This is a genomic window from Microbulbifer sp. SH-1 (assembly GCF_011326135.1).
GTDB lineage: Bacteria > Pseudomonadota > Gammaproteobacteria > Pseudomonadales > Cellvibrionaceae > Microbulbifer > Microbulbifer harenosus.
In genome coordinates this window covers 4,383,222-4,397,545 of record NZ_CP046948.1, presented here as the reverse complement: position 1 = coordinate 4,397,545, position 14,324 = coordinate 4,383,222, and the positions used below count along the sequence as shown (strand labels likewise).

At 56.7% G+C, this 14,324-nt stretch carries 27 protein-coding genes; 3 read left to right on the top strand and 24 right to left on the bottom strand.

Going from position 1 to position 14,324, the window contains the following annotated elements:
• The first annotated feature begins 19 nt into the window (after nt 1-19).
• From pxpA to GNX18_RS18155, 3 genes are read left to right on the top strand one after another with little or no spacing between them, the layout of a single operon-like run.
• On the top strand, nt 20-772 hold the full coding sequence (gene pxpA, locus GNX18_RS18165) for a 5-oxoprolinase subunit PxpA (RefSeq protein ID WP_166219933.1): 753 nt from the start codon (nt 20-22) through the stop codon (nt 770-772).
• The gene (gene pxpB, locus GNX18_RS18160; protein WP_166219931.1) at nt 763-1,542 is read left to right on the top strand and encodes a 5-oxoprolinase subunit PxpB; all 780 of its coding nucleotides are present in this window, start codon (nt 763-765) and stop codon (nt 1,540-1,542) included. Before pxpA ends, pxpB begins: the two co-directional genes overlap by 10 nt.
• Nucleotides 1,539-2,471, top strand: coding sequence for a biotin-dependent carboxyltransferase family protein (locus GNX18_RS18155; RefSeq protein ID WP_166219928.1), 933 nt, complete (start codon nt 1,539-1,541; stop codon nt 2,469-2,471). Before pxpB ends, GNX18_RS18155 begins: the two co-directional genes overlap by 4 nt.
• Nucleotides 2,472-2,592: 121 nt before the next feature.
• Here GNX18_RS18155 and GNX18_RS18150 read toward each other — a convergent pair whose 3' ends face one another.
• The 24 genes from GNX18_RS18150 to rpsS all read right to left on the bottom strand — a co-directional run bounded on the left by GNX18_RS18150 (nt 2,593) and on the right by rpsS (nt 14,319).
• Nucleotides 2,593-2,850 (bottom strand): DUF1315 family protein, encoded by a 258-nt coding sequence (locus GNX18_RS18150; protein WP_166219926.1) that lies wholly within the window; start codon nt 2,848-2,850, stop codon nt 2,593-2,595.
• Between the two features lie 124 nt (nt 2,851-2,974).
• Nucleotides 2,975-3,367: a 50S ribosomal protein L17 gene (gene rplQ, locus GNX18_RS18145; protein WP_105101947.1), complete on the bottom strand. Its 393-nt coding sequence runs from the start codon at nt 3,365-3,367 to the stop codon at nt 2,975-2,977.
• Between the two features lie 121 nt (nt 3,368-3,488).
• The gene (gene rpoA / locus GNX18_RS18140) at nt 3,489-4,493 is read right to left on the bottom strand and encodes a DNA-directed RNA polymerase subunit alpha (protein ID WP_138236925.1); all 1,005 of its coding nucleotides are present in this window, start codon (nt 4,491-4,493) and stop codon (nt 3,489-3,491) included.
• Nucleotides 4,494-4,538: 45 nt separating this feature from the next.
• Entirely contained in the window at nt 4,539-5,159 is a 621-nt protein-coding gene (gene rpsD, locus GNX18_RS18135; protein ID WP_138236926.1) for a 30S ribosomal protein S4, read from the bottom strand.
• A gap of 15 nt (nt 5,160-5,174) precedes the next feature.
• Nucleotides 5,175-5,564: a 30S ribosomal protein S11 gene (gene rpsK / locus GNX18_RS18130; protein WP_043320820.1), complete on the bottom strand. Its 390-nt coding sequence runs from the start codon at nt 5,562-5,564 to the stop codon at nt 5,175-5,177.
• Between the two features lie 59 nt (nt 5,565-5,623).
• Complete coding sequence (gene rpsM, locus GNX18_RS18125; protein ID WP_138236927.1) at nt 5,624-5,980, bottom strand: 30S ribosomal protein S13; 357 nt, start codon at nt 5,978-5,980, stop codon at nt 5,624-5,626.
• A gap of 447 nt (nt 5,981-6,427) precedes the next feature.
• Complete coding sequence (gene rpmJ, locus GNX18_RS18120; protein ID WP_105101951.1) at nt 6,428-6,544, bottom strand: 50S ribosomal protein L36; 117 nt, start codon at nt 6,542-6,544, stop codon at nt 6,428-6,430.
• 39 nt (nt 6,545-6,583) lie between these two features.
• Nucleotides 6,584-7,930, bottom strand: a complete 1,347-nt coding sequence (gene secY / locus GNX18_RS18115; RefSeq protein WP_166219924.1) for a preprotein translocase subunit SecY — start codon at nt 7,928-7,930, stop codon at nt 6,584-6,586.
• A gap of 12 nt (nt 7,931-7,942) precedes the next feature.
• Nucleotides 7,943-8,377, bottom strand: coding sequence for a 50S ribosomal protein L15 (rplO, locus tag GNX18_RS18110; RefSeq protein ID WP_138236929.1), 435 nt, complete (start codon nt 8,375-8,377; stop codon nt 7,943-7,945).
• A 1-nt stretch (nt 8,378) separates the two neighbouring features.
• Complete coding sequence (gene rpmD / locus GNX18_RS18105; protein WP_105101954.1) at nt 8,379-8,564, bottom strand: 50S ribosomal protein L30; 186 nt, start codon at nt 8,562-8,564, stop codon at nt 8,379-8,381.
• A gap of 68 nt (nt 8,565-8,632) precedes the next feature.
• The gene (gene rpsE / locus GNX18_RS18100; RefSeq protein WP_105101955.1) at nt 8,633-9,142 is read right to left on the bottom strand and encodes a 30S ribosomal protein S5; all 510 of its coding nucleotides are present in this window, start codon (nt 9,140-9,142) and stop codon (nt 8,633-8,635) included.
• Nucleotides 9,143-9,152: 10 nt separating this feature from the next.
• Nucleotides 9,153-9,503 carry a 50S ribosomal protein L18 gene (gene rplR / locus GNX18_RS18095; RefSeq protein ID WP_138236930.1) on the bottom strand — a complete coding sequence of 117 codons (351 nt, stop codon included), beginning with the start codon at nt 9,501-9,503 and terminating at the stop codon, nt 9,153-9,155.
• Nucleotides 9,504-9,512: 9 nt separating this feature from the next.
• Nucleotides 9,513-10,046, bottom strand: coding sequence for a 50S ribosomal protein L6 (rplF, locus tag GNX18_RS18090; protein WP_138236931.1), 534 nt, complete (start codon nt 10,044-10,046; stop codon nt 9,513-9,515).
• 12 nt (nt 10,047-10,058) lie between these two features.
• On the bottom strand, nt 10,059-10,451 hold the full coding sequence (rpsH, locus tag GNX18_RS18085) for a 30S ribosomal protein S8 (RefSeq protein WP_138236932.1): 393 nt from the start codon (nt 10,449-10,451) through the stop codon (nt 10,059-10,061).
• A gap of 27 nt (nt 10,452-10,478) precedes the next feature.
• The gene (gene rpsN / locus GNX18_RS18080) at nt 10,479-10,784 is read right to left on the bottom strand and encodes a 30S ribosomal protein S14 (protein ID WP_105101959.1); all 306 of its coding nucleotides are present in this window, start codon (nt 10,782-10,784) and stop codon (nt 10,479-10,481) included.
• A 9-nt stretch (nt 10,785-10,793) separates the two neighbouring features.
• A complete protein-coding gene (gene rplE, locus GNX18_RS18075; protein ID WP_138236933.1) occupies nt 10,794-11,333 on the bottom strand; it encodes a 50S ribosomal protein L5 in 540 nt (179 codons plus the stop codon).
• A 14-nt stretch (nt 11,334-11,347) separates the two neighbouring features.
• Nucleotides 11,348-11,665: a 50S ribosomal protein L24 gene (rplX, locus tag GNX18_RS18070; protein ID WP_105101961.1), complete on the bottom strand. Its 318-nt coding sequence runs from the start codon at nt 11,663-11,665 to the stop codon at nt 11,348-11,350.
• A gap of 20 nt (nt 11,666-11,685) precedes the next feature.
• Nucleotides 11,686-12,054 carry a 50S ribosomal protein L14 gene (gene rplN / locus GNX18_RS18065; RefSeq protein WP_138236934.1) on the bottom strand — a complete coding sequence of 123 codons (369 nt, stop codon included), beginning with the start codon at nt 12,052-12,054 and terminating at the stop codon, nt 11,686-11,688.
• Between the two features lie 56 nt (nt 12,055-12,110).
• On the bottom strand, nt 12,111-12,374 hold the full coding sequence (gene rpsQ, locus GNX18_RS18060) for a 30S ribosomal protein S17 (protein WP_138236935.1): 264 nt from the start codon (nt 12,372-12,374) through the stop codon (nt 12,111-12,113).
• Nucleotides 12,375-12,376: 2 nt separating this feature from the next.
• The gene (gene rpmC / locus GNX18_RS18055) at nt 12,377-12,568 is read right to left on the bottom strand and encodes a 50S ribosomal protein L29 (protein ID WP_043320803.1); all 192 of its coding nucleotides are present in this window, start codon (nt 12,566-12,568) and stop codon (nt 12,377-12,379) included.
• Entirely contained in the window at nt 12,568-12,981 is a 414-nt protein-coding gene (rplP, locus tag GNX18_RS18050; RefSeq protein ID WP_105101964.1) for a 50S ribosomal protein L16, read from the bottom strand. The genes rpmC and rplP overlap by 1 nt, the downstream gene beginning before the upstream one ends.
• Before the next feature lie 11 nt (nt 12,982-12,992).
• Nucleotides 12,993-13,673, bottom strand: a complete 681-nt coding sequence (gene rpsC / locus GNX18_RS18045; RefSeq protein ID WP_105101965.1) for a 30S ribosomal protein S3 — start codon at nt 13,671-13,673, stop codon at nt 12,993-12,995.
• Between the two features lie 19 nt (nt 13,674-13,692).
• Complete coding sequence (rplV, locus tag GNX18_RS18040) at nt 13,693-14,025, bottom strand: 50S ribosomal protein L22 (RefSeq protein ID WP_105101966.1); 333 nt, start codon at nt 14,023-14,025, stop codon at nt 13,693-13,695.
• A 15-nt stretch (nt 14,026-14,040) separates the two neighbouring features.
• The gene (gene rpsS / locus GNX18_RS18035; protein ID WP_105101967.1) at nt 14,041-14,319 is read right to left on the bottom strand and encodes a 30S ribosomal protein S19; all 279 of its coding nucleotides are present in this window, start codon (nt 14,317-14,319) and stop codon (nt 14,041-14,043) included.
• Nucleotides 14,320-14,324: the final 5 nt, after the last annotated feature.

Sequence of the window (14,324 nt, the reverse complement as noted above, 5' to 3'; positions counted from 1 at the left end):
GAGAGCAAAAGGTGGTGAAATGACAACCGTCGACATCAACTGCGATCTGGGCGAAGGCAACACTGCGGCGGATTGCACCCGCGACGCTCTGCTCATGCCATTTATTTCCCGCTGCAATATTGCCTGCGGAGGTCACGCCGGCAACGCCACCACCATGGCGCTGTCGTTACAACATGCGCGCGAAAACGGGATCGCCGCCGGCGCGCACCCAGGATACCCCGACCGGGAAAATTTTGGCCGCACGTCCCTGGCGCTTACGCGCGGGGACCTGCTCGCCTCGGTGCGCGAACAGATACAGACCCTGCAGAGATTCGCCGCAGAGCAGCAGATACCCCTCACACATGTAAAACTCCACGGTGCGCTGTACAACGACGCGGAGGCGAATGAGGATCTGGCTGAAGATCTTGTGCAGTTGATCACGCGAGAATTTCCCAGTCTTGCGGTACTCGCGCTGGCCAACGCCACAATGGAGCGGGCCGCAAAAAAATGCCGCCACCCGGTGATCCGCGAAGGATTCATGGACCGGCGCTATCTCAACGATCACCAACTGTCTCCACGCGGTAGACCCGGCGCGGTGATCCATGAATTTGCTCTGTGCGTGGCGCAAGCCCAGGCCCTGGCCACTGGCCAGCCGTTCCTCTCCGCCGAAGGCAAGCCGCTGCAATTTACCGTCGACAGCATCTGCCTGCATGGCGACAACCCGCAGGCAGTAACCATCGCCCGCGAACTGCAGGGGGCAATGTTGCGCGCCGGGATACAAATATGCCGCTGAATCAGACCTTCGAGCTGCAGCCAAACGGCGACACCGCGCTGGATATCCGCTTTGAGGAAACGCCGGGGGAAAATCTGAGTGAACGCATTATCGCGCTCGCGGAGACCGTCGAATCTTCATCTCTGACATCGGTCACTGAACTGGTGCCCGCCTACCAGAGTCTTACCGTCTGCTTTGATCCCCTGCAGCTGCCACAAACCCATTCGGGCGATCCCGACACCGCGGCGCTGGAACAGGCACTGAAAGCTCTGACCGAGAAGGTGCTAAAGGATGAGACACCCGCCGTCCGTGAGCGCCATGTAATCCGGATTCCGGTGTGCTACGACGGCGAGTTTGCACCGGACATGCCAACACTGCGCGCGCAGTCCGGCCTCTCGGAGCAGGAGATCATCGCGCGTCATGCCGCCCCCCGTTACCTGGTGCACATGCTCGGCTTCACGCCCGGTTTTCTCTACCTAGGGGGACTGGACAAGCGGCTGCAGTGCCCGCGCAAGACGCGCCCGGCACTGAGCGTACCGGCGGGATCGGTCGGTATTGGCGGCACCCAAACTGGCATCTACCCCCAGGACACCCCTGGCGGCTGGCAGATTATCGGCCGCACACCGCTGGCACTGTTCCGTCCCACGCAGACACCCGCATTTCTCGCCCGCCCCCTGGACTACATCCAGTTTGTACCCATCAGCACTGAACAGTTTGCCGCGATTGCTCCGCTCTCTGCGCCGGAGAAAATCCCGCTGGCGGATGCCAAAGTAGTGGAACACGGACGATGACACTGCACATCGTCAAACCGGGATTACAGACCACGGTGCAGGACGGCGGTCGACCGGGCTATTTACGCTGGGGGTTATCCTGCGGTGGTGCCGCAGACAGCTTCGCCATGGCACTGGGCAACCTGCTGCTGGGAAACCCACCGGACCACCCCTGCCTTGAGGTCGCACTGACAGGCCCGGAGATAGACTTCCGCGCAAATATTTCGATCGCCATTACCGGCGCCCGCTTCGATTTGTTTCACAACGACACCCCCGTCACCAACGATGAAGTCATCTCGGTACACGCCGGCGACCGCCTCCGTTTTGGAGCGCTTCGATCCGGTGCCCGCGCCTACGTCGCGCTCGCCGGAGATATGCAGCTCACTGCGATGTTCCGCAGCCTGTCCACCCATGTGATCGCCGGATTCGGAGGTATGTGCGGGCGGGCACTTAAGGCCGGAGACACGATCCCATTGCGCCATTGCCGGCAAGTGCGGCAGCGGACGTTGCCAGCGCAATTTCGCCTGGATTACCGTGCACGGCCACTGCTGCGGGTGATTCCCGGGCTTGAGGCGCGGGACTTTTCCGCCGATGCACTGAGGGGATTTTATCAAGGCGGGTTTACGGTCTCCCCGCAGAGCAACCGCATGGGCATCCGCCTGCAGGGCGAACCTCTGCCGGTGACAGGACTTCCGCAGCAGATTTCCTCCGGGCTGTGCGCGGGCACAGTGCAGGTACCCCCCAACGGCCTTCCTATCATCAGCTTCGTGGAAGGGCAGACTATCGGTGGCTATCCCCGAATCGCCCACGTCATCAGCGCGGACCTCCACCGCCTCGGCCAGCTGTCCGCCGGTGCTCAGCTGGATTTCACACCCGTCGACCGGAGCACCGCGCACCGAATTCTCCAACAGAAATCACAGTTGCTCGCCACACTGCCGCAACTGCTTTGAGCGCCAGCCCGGCGGCAGCGCTCACGCCGCGCCCGGTGATACCTTTTCTGTCAACCCGATCCGTATGCTGGTGACTATCAAGCCAGGACTTGAGCACAATATGCTGCGCGGATGAGCGGGCTCACGAGTCCACCCAGGTGACTGGCTCGTGGTCGTGTTTGTCGGCGCAAGGAGTAGCTTTGGGCGGCACATAACCAACCCGATCAGCGGGCGCGGTGTGTGTCTGCTCCCAGTAGGCAACGGCTTCTGTACAAAGCGACTTCTGTTGCGCCGACAGGGCGACGCCATTCGGCCACTTACCCAGCTCAATTGCCCGCTTGAGGCTGCCGACGATTTGCGGGTTGAGGATCTTCAGCAATTCATCCAGGGACTGGAACATCGGGAGTACCGTAAAAAAACAACTGCGTCAAAAACTCTAAAGCTGAAAAAAAGAAAGCCGGTCAGTGACCGGCTTTCCCTCGCTCGGCACAGGTTATGTACCGATCAACCTAAAGCACAGGGCCTCAGGCTTCCGCAGCTTCCACGGCTTCGCCCGCTACCGGACGATCAACCAGCTCCACGTAAGCCATCGGAGCCTTGTCACCGGCGCGGAAACCGCATTTCAGAATGCGGATGTATCCGCCGGGACGGGCTTCGTAACGGGGACCCAGTTCGTCGAACAGCTTGCGCACGGCATCCTTGTCGCGGATACGGGCAAAAGCCAGACGGCGGTTGGCAACACTGTCTTTCTTGGCCAGGGTGATCAGCGGCTCGGCAACGCGACGCAGCTCCTTGGCTTTCGGCAGTGTGGTTTTGATCAGTTCGTGCTCTACCAGAGAAGCGGTCATGTTCTTGAACATGGCCTTACGGTGAGAGCTGGTACGACTGAATTTACGGCCACTATAGCGATGACGCATAACTCAATTCCTCACGACTTTCATTGCTTTCTCAGCAAGTCGTCTGGGAGTGGTGATAGCCTGCGGCGCACACCACTCGGTTTTCTTCACAAGGCCGGGCAGTACCCGCGCCACAAATGCTTTACAGGGAGCTCAGCTTGCTGTCGCCTTTGAGACTGGCCGGCGGCCAGTTCTCGAGGCGCATACCCAAGGAGAGGCCGCGGGAGGCCAGAACATCCTTGATCTCGGTCAGGGATTTCTTGCCCAGGTTCGGCGTCTTCAGCAGCTCTACTTCGGTGCGCTGAATCAGGTCGCCGATGTAGTAGATGTTTTCCGCTTTCAGACAGTTGGCCGAACGCACGGTCAGCTCCAGGTCGTCTACCGGGCGCAACAGCACCGGATCGACTTCCTCTTCCTTCGCTTCCGGCTGGGAATCCTTCTCGCCTTCGAGATCCACAAACACTGCCAGCTGTTGCTGCAGGATGGTGGCGGCGCGGCGGATCGCTTCTTCCGGGTCCAGAGTACCGTTGGTTTCCAGATCCAGAACCAGCTTGTCCAGGTCGGTGCGCTGCTCAACACGCGCGGATTCCACGCTGTAAGATACGCGACGAACCGGGCCAAAGGAGGCATCCAGCTGCAGACGGCCGATAGAACGGGTCTCATCTTCGTCTTCGCGGCGGGCGTCGGCGGGCTGATAGCCACGGCCGCGCGCAACGGTCAGACGCAGATTGAGTTGCACATCGCCGGTAATGTTGGCGATAACATGTTCGGGGTTCACGATTTCAATGTCGTGATCCACCTGGATGTCGCCAGCGGTCACCGGACCCGGGCCCTTCTTGCTCAGACCCAGCACTGCCTGGTCCTTGCCGTGCATCACCACCGCAATTTCCTTCAGGTTGAGCAGGATTTCGATAACATCTTCCTGCACACCTTCGATGGCACTGTACTCATGCTCCACACCATCGATTTCCACTTCGGTGACAGCGCAACCGGGCATGGAAGACAGCAGGATGCGGCGCAGTGCGTTGCCGAGAGTGTGGCCGAAACCACGCTCCAGCGGTTCCAGAACCACTTTGGCGTGATTCTGGTTGTACTCGGTGACGTCAATACGACGAGGTGTCAAAAACTCGTTGACAGCAGTCTGCATAGCCATACCTGTATTACAGTTTTATTCCTTAAATGGAACAGAGCCTTACTTGGAGTAGAGTTCCACAATAAGGTTTTCATTGATTTCTGCCGGCAGATCCACGCGATCGGGAACACGCTTGAAAGTACCTTCCAGCTTGCTCGCGTTCACGTCTACCCACTCAACGTCACCGCGCTGTGCAGCGAGGGCAACGGAGTTCTGGATACGCATCTGCTTCTTGGCCTTCTCGCGAATGGAGATCACGTCGCCTTCCTGAACCTGGTAGGAAGGAACGTTAACCGCAGCGCCATTCACCAAAATCGCCTTGTGGGAAACCAACTGACGCGCTTCAGAGCGAGTTGAGCCAAAGCCCATGCGGTAAACCACGTTGTCGAGACGTTTTTCGAGAAGTTGCAGCAGGTTCTCACCAGTTGCGCCTTTCAGACGCGCAGCTTGCTTATAGTAGTTGCGGAACTGCTTTTCCAGCACGCCGTAGATACGACGCACTTTTTGTTTTTCACGCAGCTGAACACCGTAGTCGGAAAGACGACCGCGGCCGGCGCCATGAACACCGGGTTTGGTTTCCGCGCGGCACTTTGACTCGTGCGGGCGAACGCCAGATTTCAGCTGAAGATCAGTACCTTCCCGGCGGGAAAGTTTACATTTTGGTCCAATATAACGTGCCATTTCGTCAACCCCCTCTTACACGCGACGTTTCTTGGGCGGACGACATCCGTTATGCGGAATTGGCGTCACGTCGGTGATGTTGGTGATCTTGTAGCCGCAGTTGTTCAGGGCGCGAACAGCAGATTCGCGACCGGGGCCCGGGCCCTTCACTTCGACATCAAGGTTTTTCAGGCCGTACTCCTGAGCGGCAGTACCTGCGCGCTCAGCGGCAACCTGGGCTGCGAAAGGGGTGCTCTTGCGAGAACCGCGGAAACCGGAACCACCAGCGGTAGCCCAGCTCAGAGTGTTGCCCTGACGGTCAGTGATCGTCACGATCGTGTTGTTGAACGATGCGTGGATGTGGGCAACACCGTCGACAACGGTCTTTTTGACCTTTTTGCGAACAGTAGTTTTTGGCTTAGCCATACCTGTATCCTAAATCCTGTACTTGTTAAGACTCGCGCGGCGCGATTACTTACCCAATCTTACTTACGAATGGGCTTGCGCGGACCCTTGCGGGTACGGGCGTTAGTCTTGGTGCGCTGACCGCGAAGCGGCAGGCTGCGACGGTGACGCAGACCGCGGAAGCAACCCAGGTCCATCAGACGCTTGATGTTCATGGATACTTCACGACGCAGATCACCCTCAACGGTCAGTTTTGCAACTTCACCGCGGATGGTTTCAATCTGCTCTTCGGACAGATCACGAAGTTTGGTGGATTCAGCGATACCTACCGCTGCCAGAATAGACTTGGCCGTAGTGCGACCGACACCATAAATATGGGTCAGGGAGATCACGGCGTGCTTGTGGTCTGGTACGTTTACACCAGCAATACGTGCCATAGAGGCATACTCCACGTATTGTGAACCGGCGCTACTTGGTAATGGCGCGGTTCAATTCTCAATTCGGCGCTGACAGCGAATAAAAAGCCACCAGCACCACCAAAAAGGCGCGCAAGAATAGCTTTTCATACACCAATTTGCAATAGCCCACCCTCCCAAGGCCTCAGCCCTGGGAAAATAGACGACAGTCAACGCCCCCTTTTTTGAAACCTGGAAGTCATTTTATTAGTGACTTTTCGGTCTCGCCGCAGACCGGGAGGTTTGCGGTGCGCCTTTGTACACGGGGCCGTGCAAGAAGGCAAATTTATAAACACTCTGTGCAGAATCCGAAAAAGACTCTGCACAGATCGGTGTCACAACTGGCCCCTCTCGGGAGTGGACACCGTGCCGGCCCTCCCTGGCCGGCTGCCGATCGGCGCAAACAGCTTCGCTGTTTGAGTGCGCCGATTAGCCCTGCCGCTGCTTGTGACGCGGCTCGGCGCTGCAGATTACCCGCAGAACGCCTTTGCGACGTACGATTTTGCAGTTACGGCAGATCTTTTTGATAGAAGCGCGTACTTTCATGACCTTACCTCAATTCACTCCTGCTGCGGCGGCTGCCGATCAACGGCGGCCGTAGCCTTGCAGATTCGCCTTTTTCATCAGCCCTTCGTACTGGTGAGACAACAGGTGCGATTGAACCTGCGCCATGAAGTCCATCACCACGACCACAACGATCAGCAGCGAGGTACCACCCAGATAGAAAGGAATGTTCAGCCCGACCACCAGGAACTGCGGCAGCAGGGAGACCAGTGCGATGTATACGGCACCCACCAGAGTCAGACGAGTCAGAACGGTGTCGATATAACGCGCGGTCTGTTCGCCGGGGCGGATACCGGGCACATAGGCACCGGATTTTTTCAGGTTGTCTGCTACTTCATTCGGGTTGAACATCAACGCCGTATAGAAGAAACAGAAGAAGCCAATCAACAGTGCGAACAGAATGATGTTCAGCGGTTGACCGGGACCCAGCTGCAGCGCCATCCACTGCAGGATCTGCGCTCCGACACCCTCGCCCCCCTGTCCGAACCACTGCGCCAGAGTCGCAGGGAACAGCAGGATACTGCTGGCAAAAATCACCGGAATAACGCCGGCCATATTCACCTTCAGCGGCAGGTGGCTGGACTGAGCCGCCGGCGCCTGGGAGTAACGTCCCGCCTGTCGACGTGCGTGGTTGATGGTGATACGGCGCTGACCGCGTTCCATCACCACGACGAAGTACACCACAGCAATCGCCACAAAACCGATTGCCAGCAGCATCAGGATATGCAGCTCACCCTGGCGCGCCTGCTCGAAAGCCTGGCCAATGGCACTGGGCAGACCTGCGACGATACCGGCGAAAATCAGCATGGAAATGCCGTTGCCAACACCGCGCTCCGTAATCTGTTCACCCAGCCACATCATGAATACAGCACCGGTCACCAGTGACACTACCGCCACAAAGTAGAATCCGAATGCCGGCTCAGCGGAGTAAGCCAGGTTCTGACCGGCGAGACCAAAGGTCATACCGATACCCTGGATCAGAGCCAGCAGCACCGTCAGGTAACGGGTGTACTGGTTGATCTTACGGCGCCCTGCATCACCTTCCTTCTTCAACGCCTCCAGAGAAGGCGTTACCGCGGTCATCAACTGCATGATGATAGACGCGGAGATGTACGGCATGATGCCAAGGGCCAGAATACTCATCCGCTCCAGTGCACCACCGGAGAACATGTTGAACAGACCAAGGATGGTTCCCTGGTTCTGGTTGAACAGGTTCGCCAGCTTCTCCGGATCAATACCGGGCACCGGAATGTGAGTTCCAATGCGATACACGAGTATCGCGAGAAACAGAAAACGAAGGCGAGCCCAAAGCTCGCCTAATCCCTTGCCGTTGCCCAGGGAGTTAACACCAGATCCTGGTCGTGCCATTGGGGCCTCGATTTAGTCTTCTACTTTTCCGCCAGCAGCTTCAATGGCCGCTTTAGCACCCTTGGTGACGCTCAGACCTTTCACGGTAACCGCTTTGGTCAGCTCACCAGACAGGAACACTTTGGCGCGCTTAATGTGGCTGCCGATAATATCGGCATTCTTCAGCGCTGCCAAATCAATAGTGTCACCGTCCACCTTCGCCAGCTCCGCCAGACGCACTTCCGCCACAAAGCGGCCAACGCGAGAGGTGAAACCGTACTTCGGCAGGCGCTTCTGCAAAGGCATCTGACCGCCTTCGAAGCCCGGACGTACACGTCCGCCGGAACGGGATTTCTGACCCTTGTGGCCGCGACCACCGGTTTTACCCAGGCCGCTACCGATACCACGACCCACACGCTTGCTAGCGTGCTTGTGGCCTTCCGCGGGAGACAATTCATTCAGACGCATGTTATGCCTCCTCCACTTTTACGAGGTAATTCACCTTGTTGATCATGCCGCGCACAGAGGGAGTGTCTTCCACTTCCACAGTGTGACCGATGCGGCGCAGACCCAGACCAGCGACGCACGCCTGATGATTCTTCAGACGACCGGCGACGCTCTTGACCTGGGTGACTTTGATGGTCTTCTTAGCCATGACTCATTCACTCAAAGCAAGTTTCAGAACGGACCGCAGCGATTCTGCTGCCACGGCCCGAATCCGAATCAGTTCAGGATTTCTTCCACAGACTTGCCACGCTTGGCGGCTACATCTTCCGGGCTGCTCATTTTGCCCAGCGCACTGAAGGTTGCGCGCACGACGTTTACCGGGTTGGTAGAGCCGTAGCACTTGGCCAGTACGTTGTGGACACCAGCCATTTCCAGTACGGAGCGCATGGCACCGCCGGCAATTACACCGGTACCCTGGGAAGCGGGCTGCATGTAAACCTTGGAACCGCCGTGACGACCGTTGGTAGCGTACTGAATGGTGTCACCGTTCAGGTCTACCTGGATCATATTGCGACGCGCAGCTTCCATTGCCTTCTGGATGGCAACCGGTACTTCGCGCGCCTTGCCACGACCGAAACCGACACGGCCATTGCCGTCGCCAACTACGGTCAGAGCGGTGAACGCGAAAATACGACCACCCTTTACGGTTTTGGCAACACGATTGACCTGGACCAGCTTTTCCTGGAGGCCTTCGTCATTGCCTTTCTCGACTTTTTCTCTAGCCATAACTCAACCCTTAGAATTTCAGACCGGCTTCACGGGCAGCGTCTGCCAGGGCCTTGACACGGCCATGGTATTTGAAGCCGCTACGATCGAAGGCTACCGCTTCAACGCCGGCGGCTTTCGCGCGCTCAGCGATCAGGGTGCCAACGGCTGTAGCAGCGTCGACGTTACCGGTTTTGCTTTCACGCAGGTCCTTGTCCAGAGTAGAGGCTGAGGCCAATACCTTGTCGCCATCGGCAGACAGGATCTGTGCGTAGATGTGGCGGGGCGTGCGGTTCACTGTCAGGCGAACGGCGCCCAGCTCACGCATTTTGGCGCGGGCACGACGTGCACGACGCAAGCGAGATTGCTTCTTAACGTTCATATCTATGCCTTACTTCTTCTTGGCCTCTTTGCGATACACACGCTCGTCTGCATAACGGACGCCCTTACCTTTGTAGGGCTCCGGCGGACGGAACGCGCGGATCTCAGCGGCCACTTGACCCAACAGCTGCTTGTCGCTGCTCTTCAGTACGATTTCAGTCTGACTCGGAGTTTCGGCGCTAACGCCTTCCGGCAGATCGTAATCAACCGGATGGGAGAAGCCGAGGCTCAGGTTAACGGACTTACCGGCTGCTTTTGCACGGTAACCCACGCCGACCAGTTGCAGTTTCTTTTCGAAACCCTGACTGACACCGACCACCATATTGCTAACCAGAGCGCGGGTAGTGCCGGCGAGGGCACGTGCCTGCTTGGACCCATTGCGTGCAGCAAAGGTCAACTGGTTGTCTTCCTGCTTCACTTCCACATCGCTGTGAACAGAGAAGTTCAGGTTGCCATTTCCGCCTTTAACAGCGATATCCTGGCCTGAAAGGCTCACGGAAACGCCAGCGGGGATGCTTACGGGACTATTTGCTACTCGAGACATATCAACCCCCGCTTAGAATACGGTGCAGAGCACTTCGCCGCCGACACCAGCCTGACGGGCTGCGCGATCGGTCATCACACCTTTAGAGGTGGAGACGATGGCAATACCCAGGCCGCCGCGAACGGAAGGCAGTGCTTTTTTACCGGCGTAGTTACGCAGGCCCGGACGGGAAACCCGATCCAGCTCGGCAATAACCGGTTTGCCCTGAAAGTACTTCAGTTCGATGGTCAGTTCAGGCTTGGCACCTTCGCTAACAGCAACTTCAGACACATAACCTTCGCTCTTCAGAACGTTGGCCACGGCTACTTTCAGTTTTGAAGAAGGCATAGAAACGCTGCCCTTTCCGCGCGCCAGGGCGTTGCGGACGCGGGTCAGCATGTCTGCCAACGGATCTTGCATACTCATTACTTAAGACTCCTCAAGTCTGCCGTATTACCAGCTGGATTTAACCAGGCCGGGGACATCTCCACGCATGGCTGCTTCACGCAGTTTGTTACGGCACAGGCCGAATTTGCGATAGACAGCGTGGGGGCGACCAGTGATCCGACAGCGGCGTTGCTGACGAGTCGGGCTTGCATCGCGCGGCAGTTGTTGCAGCTTGAGTTGAGCCTCCCAACGCTCCTCATCGGAAGCGCTGGCACTGGCGATGATCGCCTTCAGCTCTTGACGCTTTTCGGCGTACTTAGCTGCGGTTCGAGCGCGCTTGTTCTCACGCGCAATCATGGATTTCTTCGCCATGGAATCCTCTTAACCCTTGAAAGGGAAGTTGAATGCTTTCAGCAGTGCACGACCTTGGTCGTCGTTGGCTGCTGTAGTAGTGATACAAATATCCAGACCGCGAATCTTGTCTACTTTGTCGTAGTCAATTTCCGGGAAGATGATTTGTTCGGTTACACCCATCGAGAAATTACCACGACCGTCGAACTGCTTCGGGCTGACGCCACGGAAGTCGCGAATACGCGGAATCGCGATACCGATCAGACGCTCCAGGAACTCGTACATGCGCTCGCCGCGCAGAGTTACCTTACAGCCGATCGGCCAGCCATCACGGATCTTGAAGCCCGCAATCGACTTGCGCGCATTGGTAATGATGGGTTTTTGACCAGTGATCGCAGTCATGTCACTGACTGCGTGTTCCAGTACCTTCTTGTCACCAACAGCTTCACCGACACCCATGTTGACGGTGATCTTGGTGATGCGCGGCACTGCCATCACGTTCTCGATGCCCAGCTCTTCTTTCAGCTTGGGCGCGAGTTCTTTGGTATAGAGCTCTTTAAGCCTTGCCATTTTTTCCACCTGACTTATGCGTCAACGGCGTCGCCGCTGGATTTGAAGACGCGGATCTTAGTACCGTCTTCCAGTACTTTAAAGCCTACCCGGTCAGCTTTCTGGGTACTTGGGTTGAAAATGGCCACGTTGGAAGCCTGGATAGCGGCTTCTTTCTCAACGATGCCACCCGCAACACCCAGTTGTGGATTCGGCTTCTGGTGCTTTTTGATCATCTGCACACCGGATACGATCAGGCGACCGTCGTTCAGCACCTTGCGTACGGTGCCACGCTTGCCTTTATCGCGACCGGCGATAACGATCACTTCGTCGTCACGCTTGATCTTGCGCATGTCTTTTCTCCGCTCGTGGCTTAGATAACTTCGGGAGCCAGTGAGATGATCTTCATGAACTTCTCACCGCGCAGCTCGCGAGTTACCGGGCCAAAAATACGGGTGCCGACCGGAGCAAGGTTCTGGTTCAGCAGCACCGCTGCGTTATCGTCAAACTTGATCAGGGAACCGTCGGCGCGACGCACACCTTTTCTAGTGCGAACCACAACGGCGTTCATTACCTGACCTTTTTTCACTTTACCGCGAGGAATTGCTTCCTTGACGGTCACTTTAATGATGTCGCCAACGCCAGCGTAGCGACGGTGGGAGCCGCCCAGCACCTTGATGCACATGACACGGCGAGCCCCACTGTTATCGGCTACTTCTAAGTAGGATTCTGCTTGAATCATTGTTCCTCTCCGAAGACCTTTTTAGGCCTTCACAGTCAATGCCAATGCGCTAGGGGTTAAACCTTCGCCGCACGCTCTACAATTTGCTGCAAGGCCCAGGACTTGCTCTTGGACAGCGGACGAGATTCTTCAATGACCACGACATCACCGATGCCGCATTCATTGTTTTCGTCATGTGCCTTGAGCTTGGTGGACTTGCTCACGATTTTGCCGTAGATCGGGTGCTTCACACGGCGCTCGATCAAAACGGTGATGGTCTTATCCATCTTGTCACTCACGACCTTACCGGTCAGAGTACGCTTCAGTTTTGCTTCAGCCATGATCAGTTACCTGCCTTCTCAGTCAAAACAGTCTTAATGCGAGCAATGTCGCGACGAGTCTGCTTCAGCAGATGGGTCTGAGTCAGCTGACCGGTGGACTTCTGCATACGCAGCTTGAATTGAGCTTCAAGCTGGCTCAGCAGTTCCTGGTTCAGTTCTTCAACTGACTTTGAGCGTAGATCTGCAGTCTTCATTACATCACCGAACGCTTAACGAAAGTTGTCTTTACAGGCAGCTTGGCTGCAGCGAGATCAAATGCCTCACGAGCCAGTTCTTCGGAAACACCCTCCATTTCATAGAGGACTTTGCCCGGTTGAATCTGGGCAACCCAGTACTCAACGCCACCCTTACCTTTACCCATCCGCACTTCAAGAGGCTTGTTGGTGATGGGTTTGTCCGGAAACACACGAATCCAGATCTTGCCGCCACGTTTAACGTGACGAGTCATTGCGCGACGAGCCGCCTCGATCTGGCGCGCAGTAATGCGACCGCGACCGATGGCCTTAAGGCCAAACTCGCCAAAGCTCACTTTGGAGCCGCGCTGGGAAAGACCGCGGTTGCGACCCTTCTGTACCTTGCGGAATTTTGTACGCTTCGGTTGTAGCATCTGCGCACCCCTTAATTAGCAGCTTTCTTGCGAGTCTTCGCTGGCTTCTCTTCGGGGATTTCGTCACCGATGACTTCGCCTTTGAAGATCCAAACTTTCACACCGATGATGCCGTAGGTAGTACTGGCTTCAGCAGTGCCGTAGTCGATGTTGGCACGCAGAGTGTGCAGCGGTACACGACCCTCACGGTACCATTCGGTACGCGCGATCTCGGCGCCGCCCAAACGACCGCTAACCTGGATCTTGATACCCTCTGCGCCCTGGCGCATGGCGTTCTGTACGGCGCGCTTCATGGCGCGACGGAACATAACGCGACGCTCCAGCTGCTGAGCAACGTTCTGGGCTACCAGAGTGGCGTCCATATCCGGTTTGCGCACTTCTTCGATGTCGATGTGCACCGGAACACCCATCTGAGCGGTCAGGTCGTTGCGCAGACGCTCTACGTCTTCACCTTTCTTGCCGATTACGATGCCCGGACGCGCAGTGTGAATGGTCACACGTGCGGTATTGGCCGGACGTTCGATCTCGATACGGCTCACGGAAGCGTGGGCCAGTTTCTTGCGAATGTATTCGCGAACTTTCAGATCCGTGTACAGCTTGTCTGCGTACTCGTCGCTGCCGGCATACCAAACAGAGGTATGCTTTTTAACGATACCCAGACGAATGCCGGTAGGATGTACTTTTTGTCCCATGGTTTTCTCGCCTGCTCTCTTATTTCTCGGCTACTTTCACAGTAATGTGACAAGTACGCTTGAAAATGCGGTCGGCACGACCCTTGGCACGCGGTTTAATGCGCTTCATAGTCATACCTTCATCCACGAAGATGGTGGAAACCTTCAGCTCGTCAACGTCGGCACCTTCGTTGTGCTCGGCGTTGGCAATCGCGGATTCCAGAACCTTCTTGACGATCGCAGCACCCTTCTTGTGGCTGAAAGCCAGGATATCCAGGGCTTCCTCGACACCTTTACCGCGAATCTGATCTGCTACCAGACGCGCTTTTTGTGCCGACAGACGAGCACCGCGTAATTTTGCTTGTACTTCCATCTCTATAACCTCGGCTTAGCGCTTCTTCGCTTTCTTATCCGCGGCGTGACCACGGTAAGTGCGGGTAGCAGCAAACTCACCCAGCTTATGGCCAACCATTTCTTCGTTGACCAGCACGGGTACGTGTTGACGGCCGTTGTGCACGGCGATCGTCAGGCCCACCATTTCCGGCATAATCATGGAACGGCGGGACCAGGTTTTAATCGGTCGACGATCATTGGATTCAATCGCCGCCTCCACCTTCTTGATCAGATGCAGATCAATAAAGGGACCTTTCTTTAATGAGCGTGGCACTTTAG

Coding starts and splice junctions, on each gene's coding strand:
- rpmJ (WP_105101951.1), bottom strand. CDS start 6,544: ATGAAAGTACGCGCTTCTATCAAAAAGATCTGCCGTAACTGCAAAATC.
- rpsH (WP_138236932.1), bottom strand. CDS start 10,451: ATGAGTATGCAAGATCCGTTGGCAGACATGCTGACCCGCGTCCGCAAC.
- rplF (WP_138236931.1), bottom strand. CDS start 10,046: ATGTCTCGAGTAGCAAATAGTCCCGTAAGCATCCCCGCTGGCGTTTCC.
- rplP (WP_105101964.1), bottom strand. CDS start 12,981: ATGCTACAACCGAAGCGTACAAAATTCCGCAAGGTACAGAAGGGTCGC.
- rplV (WP_105101966.1), bottom strand. CDS start 14,025: ATGGAAGTACAAGCAAAATTACGCGGTGCTCGTCTGTCGGCACAAAAA.
- rpsQ (WP_138236935.1), bottom strand. CDS start 12,374: ATGGCTGAAGCAAAACTGAAGCGTACTCTGACCGGTAAGGTCGTGAGT.
- GNX18_RS18155 (WP_166219928.1), top strand. CDS start 1,539: ATGACACTGCACATCGTCAAACCGGGATTACAGACCACGGTGCAGGAC.
- rpoA (WP_138236925.1), bottom strand. CDS start 4,493: ATGCAGACTGCTGTCAACGAGTTTTTGACACCTCGTCGTATTGACGTC.
- rplQ (WP_105101947.1), bottom strand. CDS start 3,367: ATGCGTCATCGCTATAGTGGCCGTAAATTCAGTCGTACCAGCTCTCAC.
- rplE (WP_138236933.1), bottom strand. CDS start 11,333: ATGGCAAGGCTTAAAGAGCTCTATACCAAAGAACTCGCGCCCAAGCTG.
- pxpA (WP_166219933.1), top strand. CDS start 20: ATGACAACCGTCGACATCAACTGCGATCTGGGCGAAGGCAACACTGCG.
- rpsK (WP_043320820.1), bottom strand. CDS start 5,564: ATGGCTAAGCCAAAAACTACTGTTCGCAAAAAGGTCAAAAAGACCGTT.
- rplO (WP_138236929.1), bottom strand. CDS start 8,377: ATGCGTCTGAATGAATTGTCTCCCGCGGAAGGCCACAAGCACGCTAGC.
- secY (WP_166219924.1), bottom strand. CDS start 7,930: ATGGCACGACCAGGATCTGGTGTTAACTCCCTGGGCAACGGCAAGGGA.
- pxpB (WP_166219931.1), top strand. CDS start 763: ATGCCGCTGAATCAGACCTTCGAGCTGCAGCCAAACGGCGACACCGCG.
- rpsM (WP_138236927.1), bottom strand. CDS start 5,980: ATGGCACGTATTGCTGGTGTAAACGTACCAGACCACAAGCACGCCGTG.
- GNX18_RS18150 (WP_166219926.1), bottom strand. CDS start 2,850: ATGTTCCAGTCCCTGGATGAATTGCTGAAGATCCTCAACCCGCAAATC.
- rplR (WP_138236930.1), bottom strand. CDS start 9,503: ATGAACGTTAAGAAGCAATCTCGCTTGCGTCGTGCACGTCGTGCCCGC.
- rplN (WP_138236934.1), bottom strand. CDS start 12,054: ATGATTCAAGCAGAATCCTACTTAGAAGTAGCCGATAACAGTGGGGCT.
- rpsD (WP_138236926.1), bottom strand. CDS start 5,159: ATGGCACGTTATATTGGACCAAAATGTAAACTTTCCCGCCGGGAAGGT.
- rpsE (WP_105101955.1), bottom strand. CDS start 9,142: ATGGCTAGAGAAAAAGTCGAGAAAGGCAATGACGAAGGCCTCCAGGAA.
- rplX (WP_105101961.1), bottom strand. CDS start 11,665: ATGCGCAAGATCAAGCGTGACGACGAAGTGATCGTTATCGCCGGTCGC.
- rpmD (WP_105101954.1), bottom strand. CDS start 8,564: ATGGCTAAGAAGACCATCAAAGTCACCCAGGTCAAGAGCGTCGCCGGT.
- rpsN (WP_105101959.1), bottom strand. CDS start 10,784: ATGGCGAAGAAATCCATGATTGCGCGTGAGAACAAGCGCGCTCGAACC.
- rpmC (WP_043320803.1), bottom strand. CDS start 12,568: ATGAAGACTGCAGATCTACGCTCAAAGTCAGTTGAAGAACTGAACCAG.
- rpsC (WP_105101965.1), bottom strand. CDS start 13,673: ATGGGACAAAAAGTACATCCTACCGGCATTCGTCTGGGTATCGTTAAA.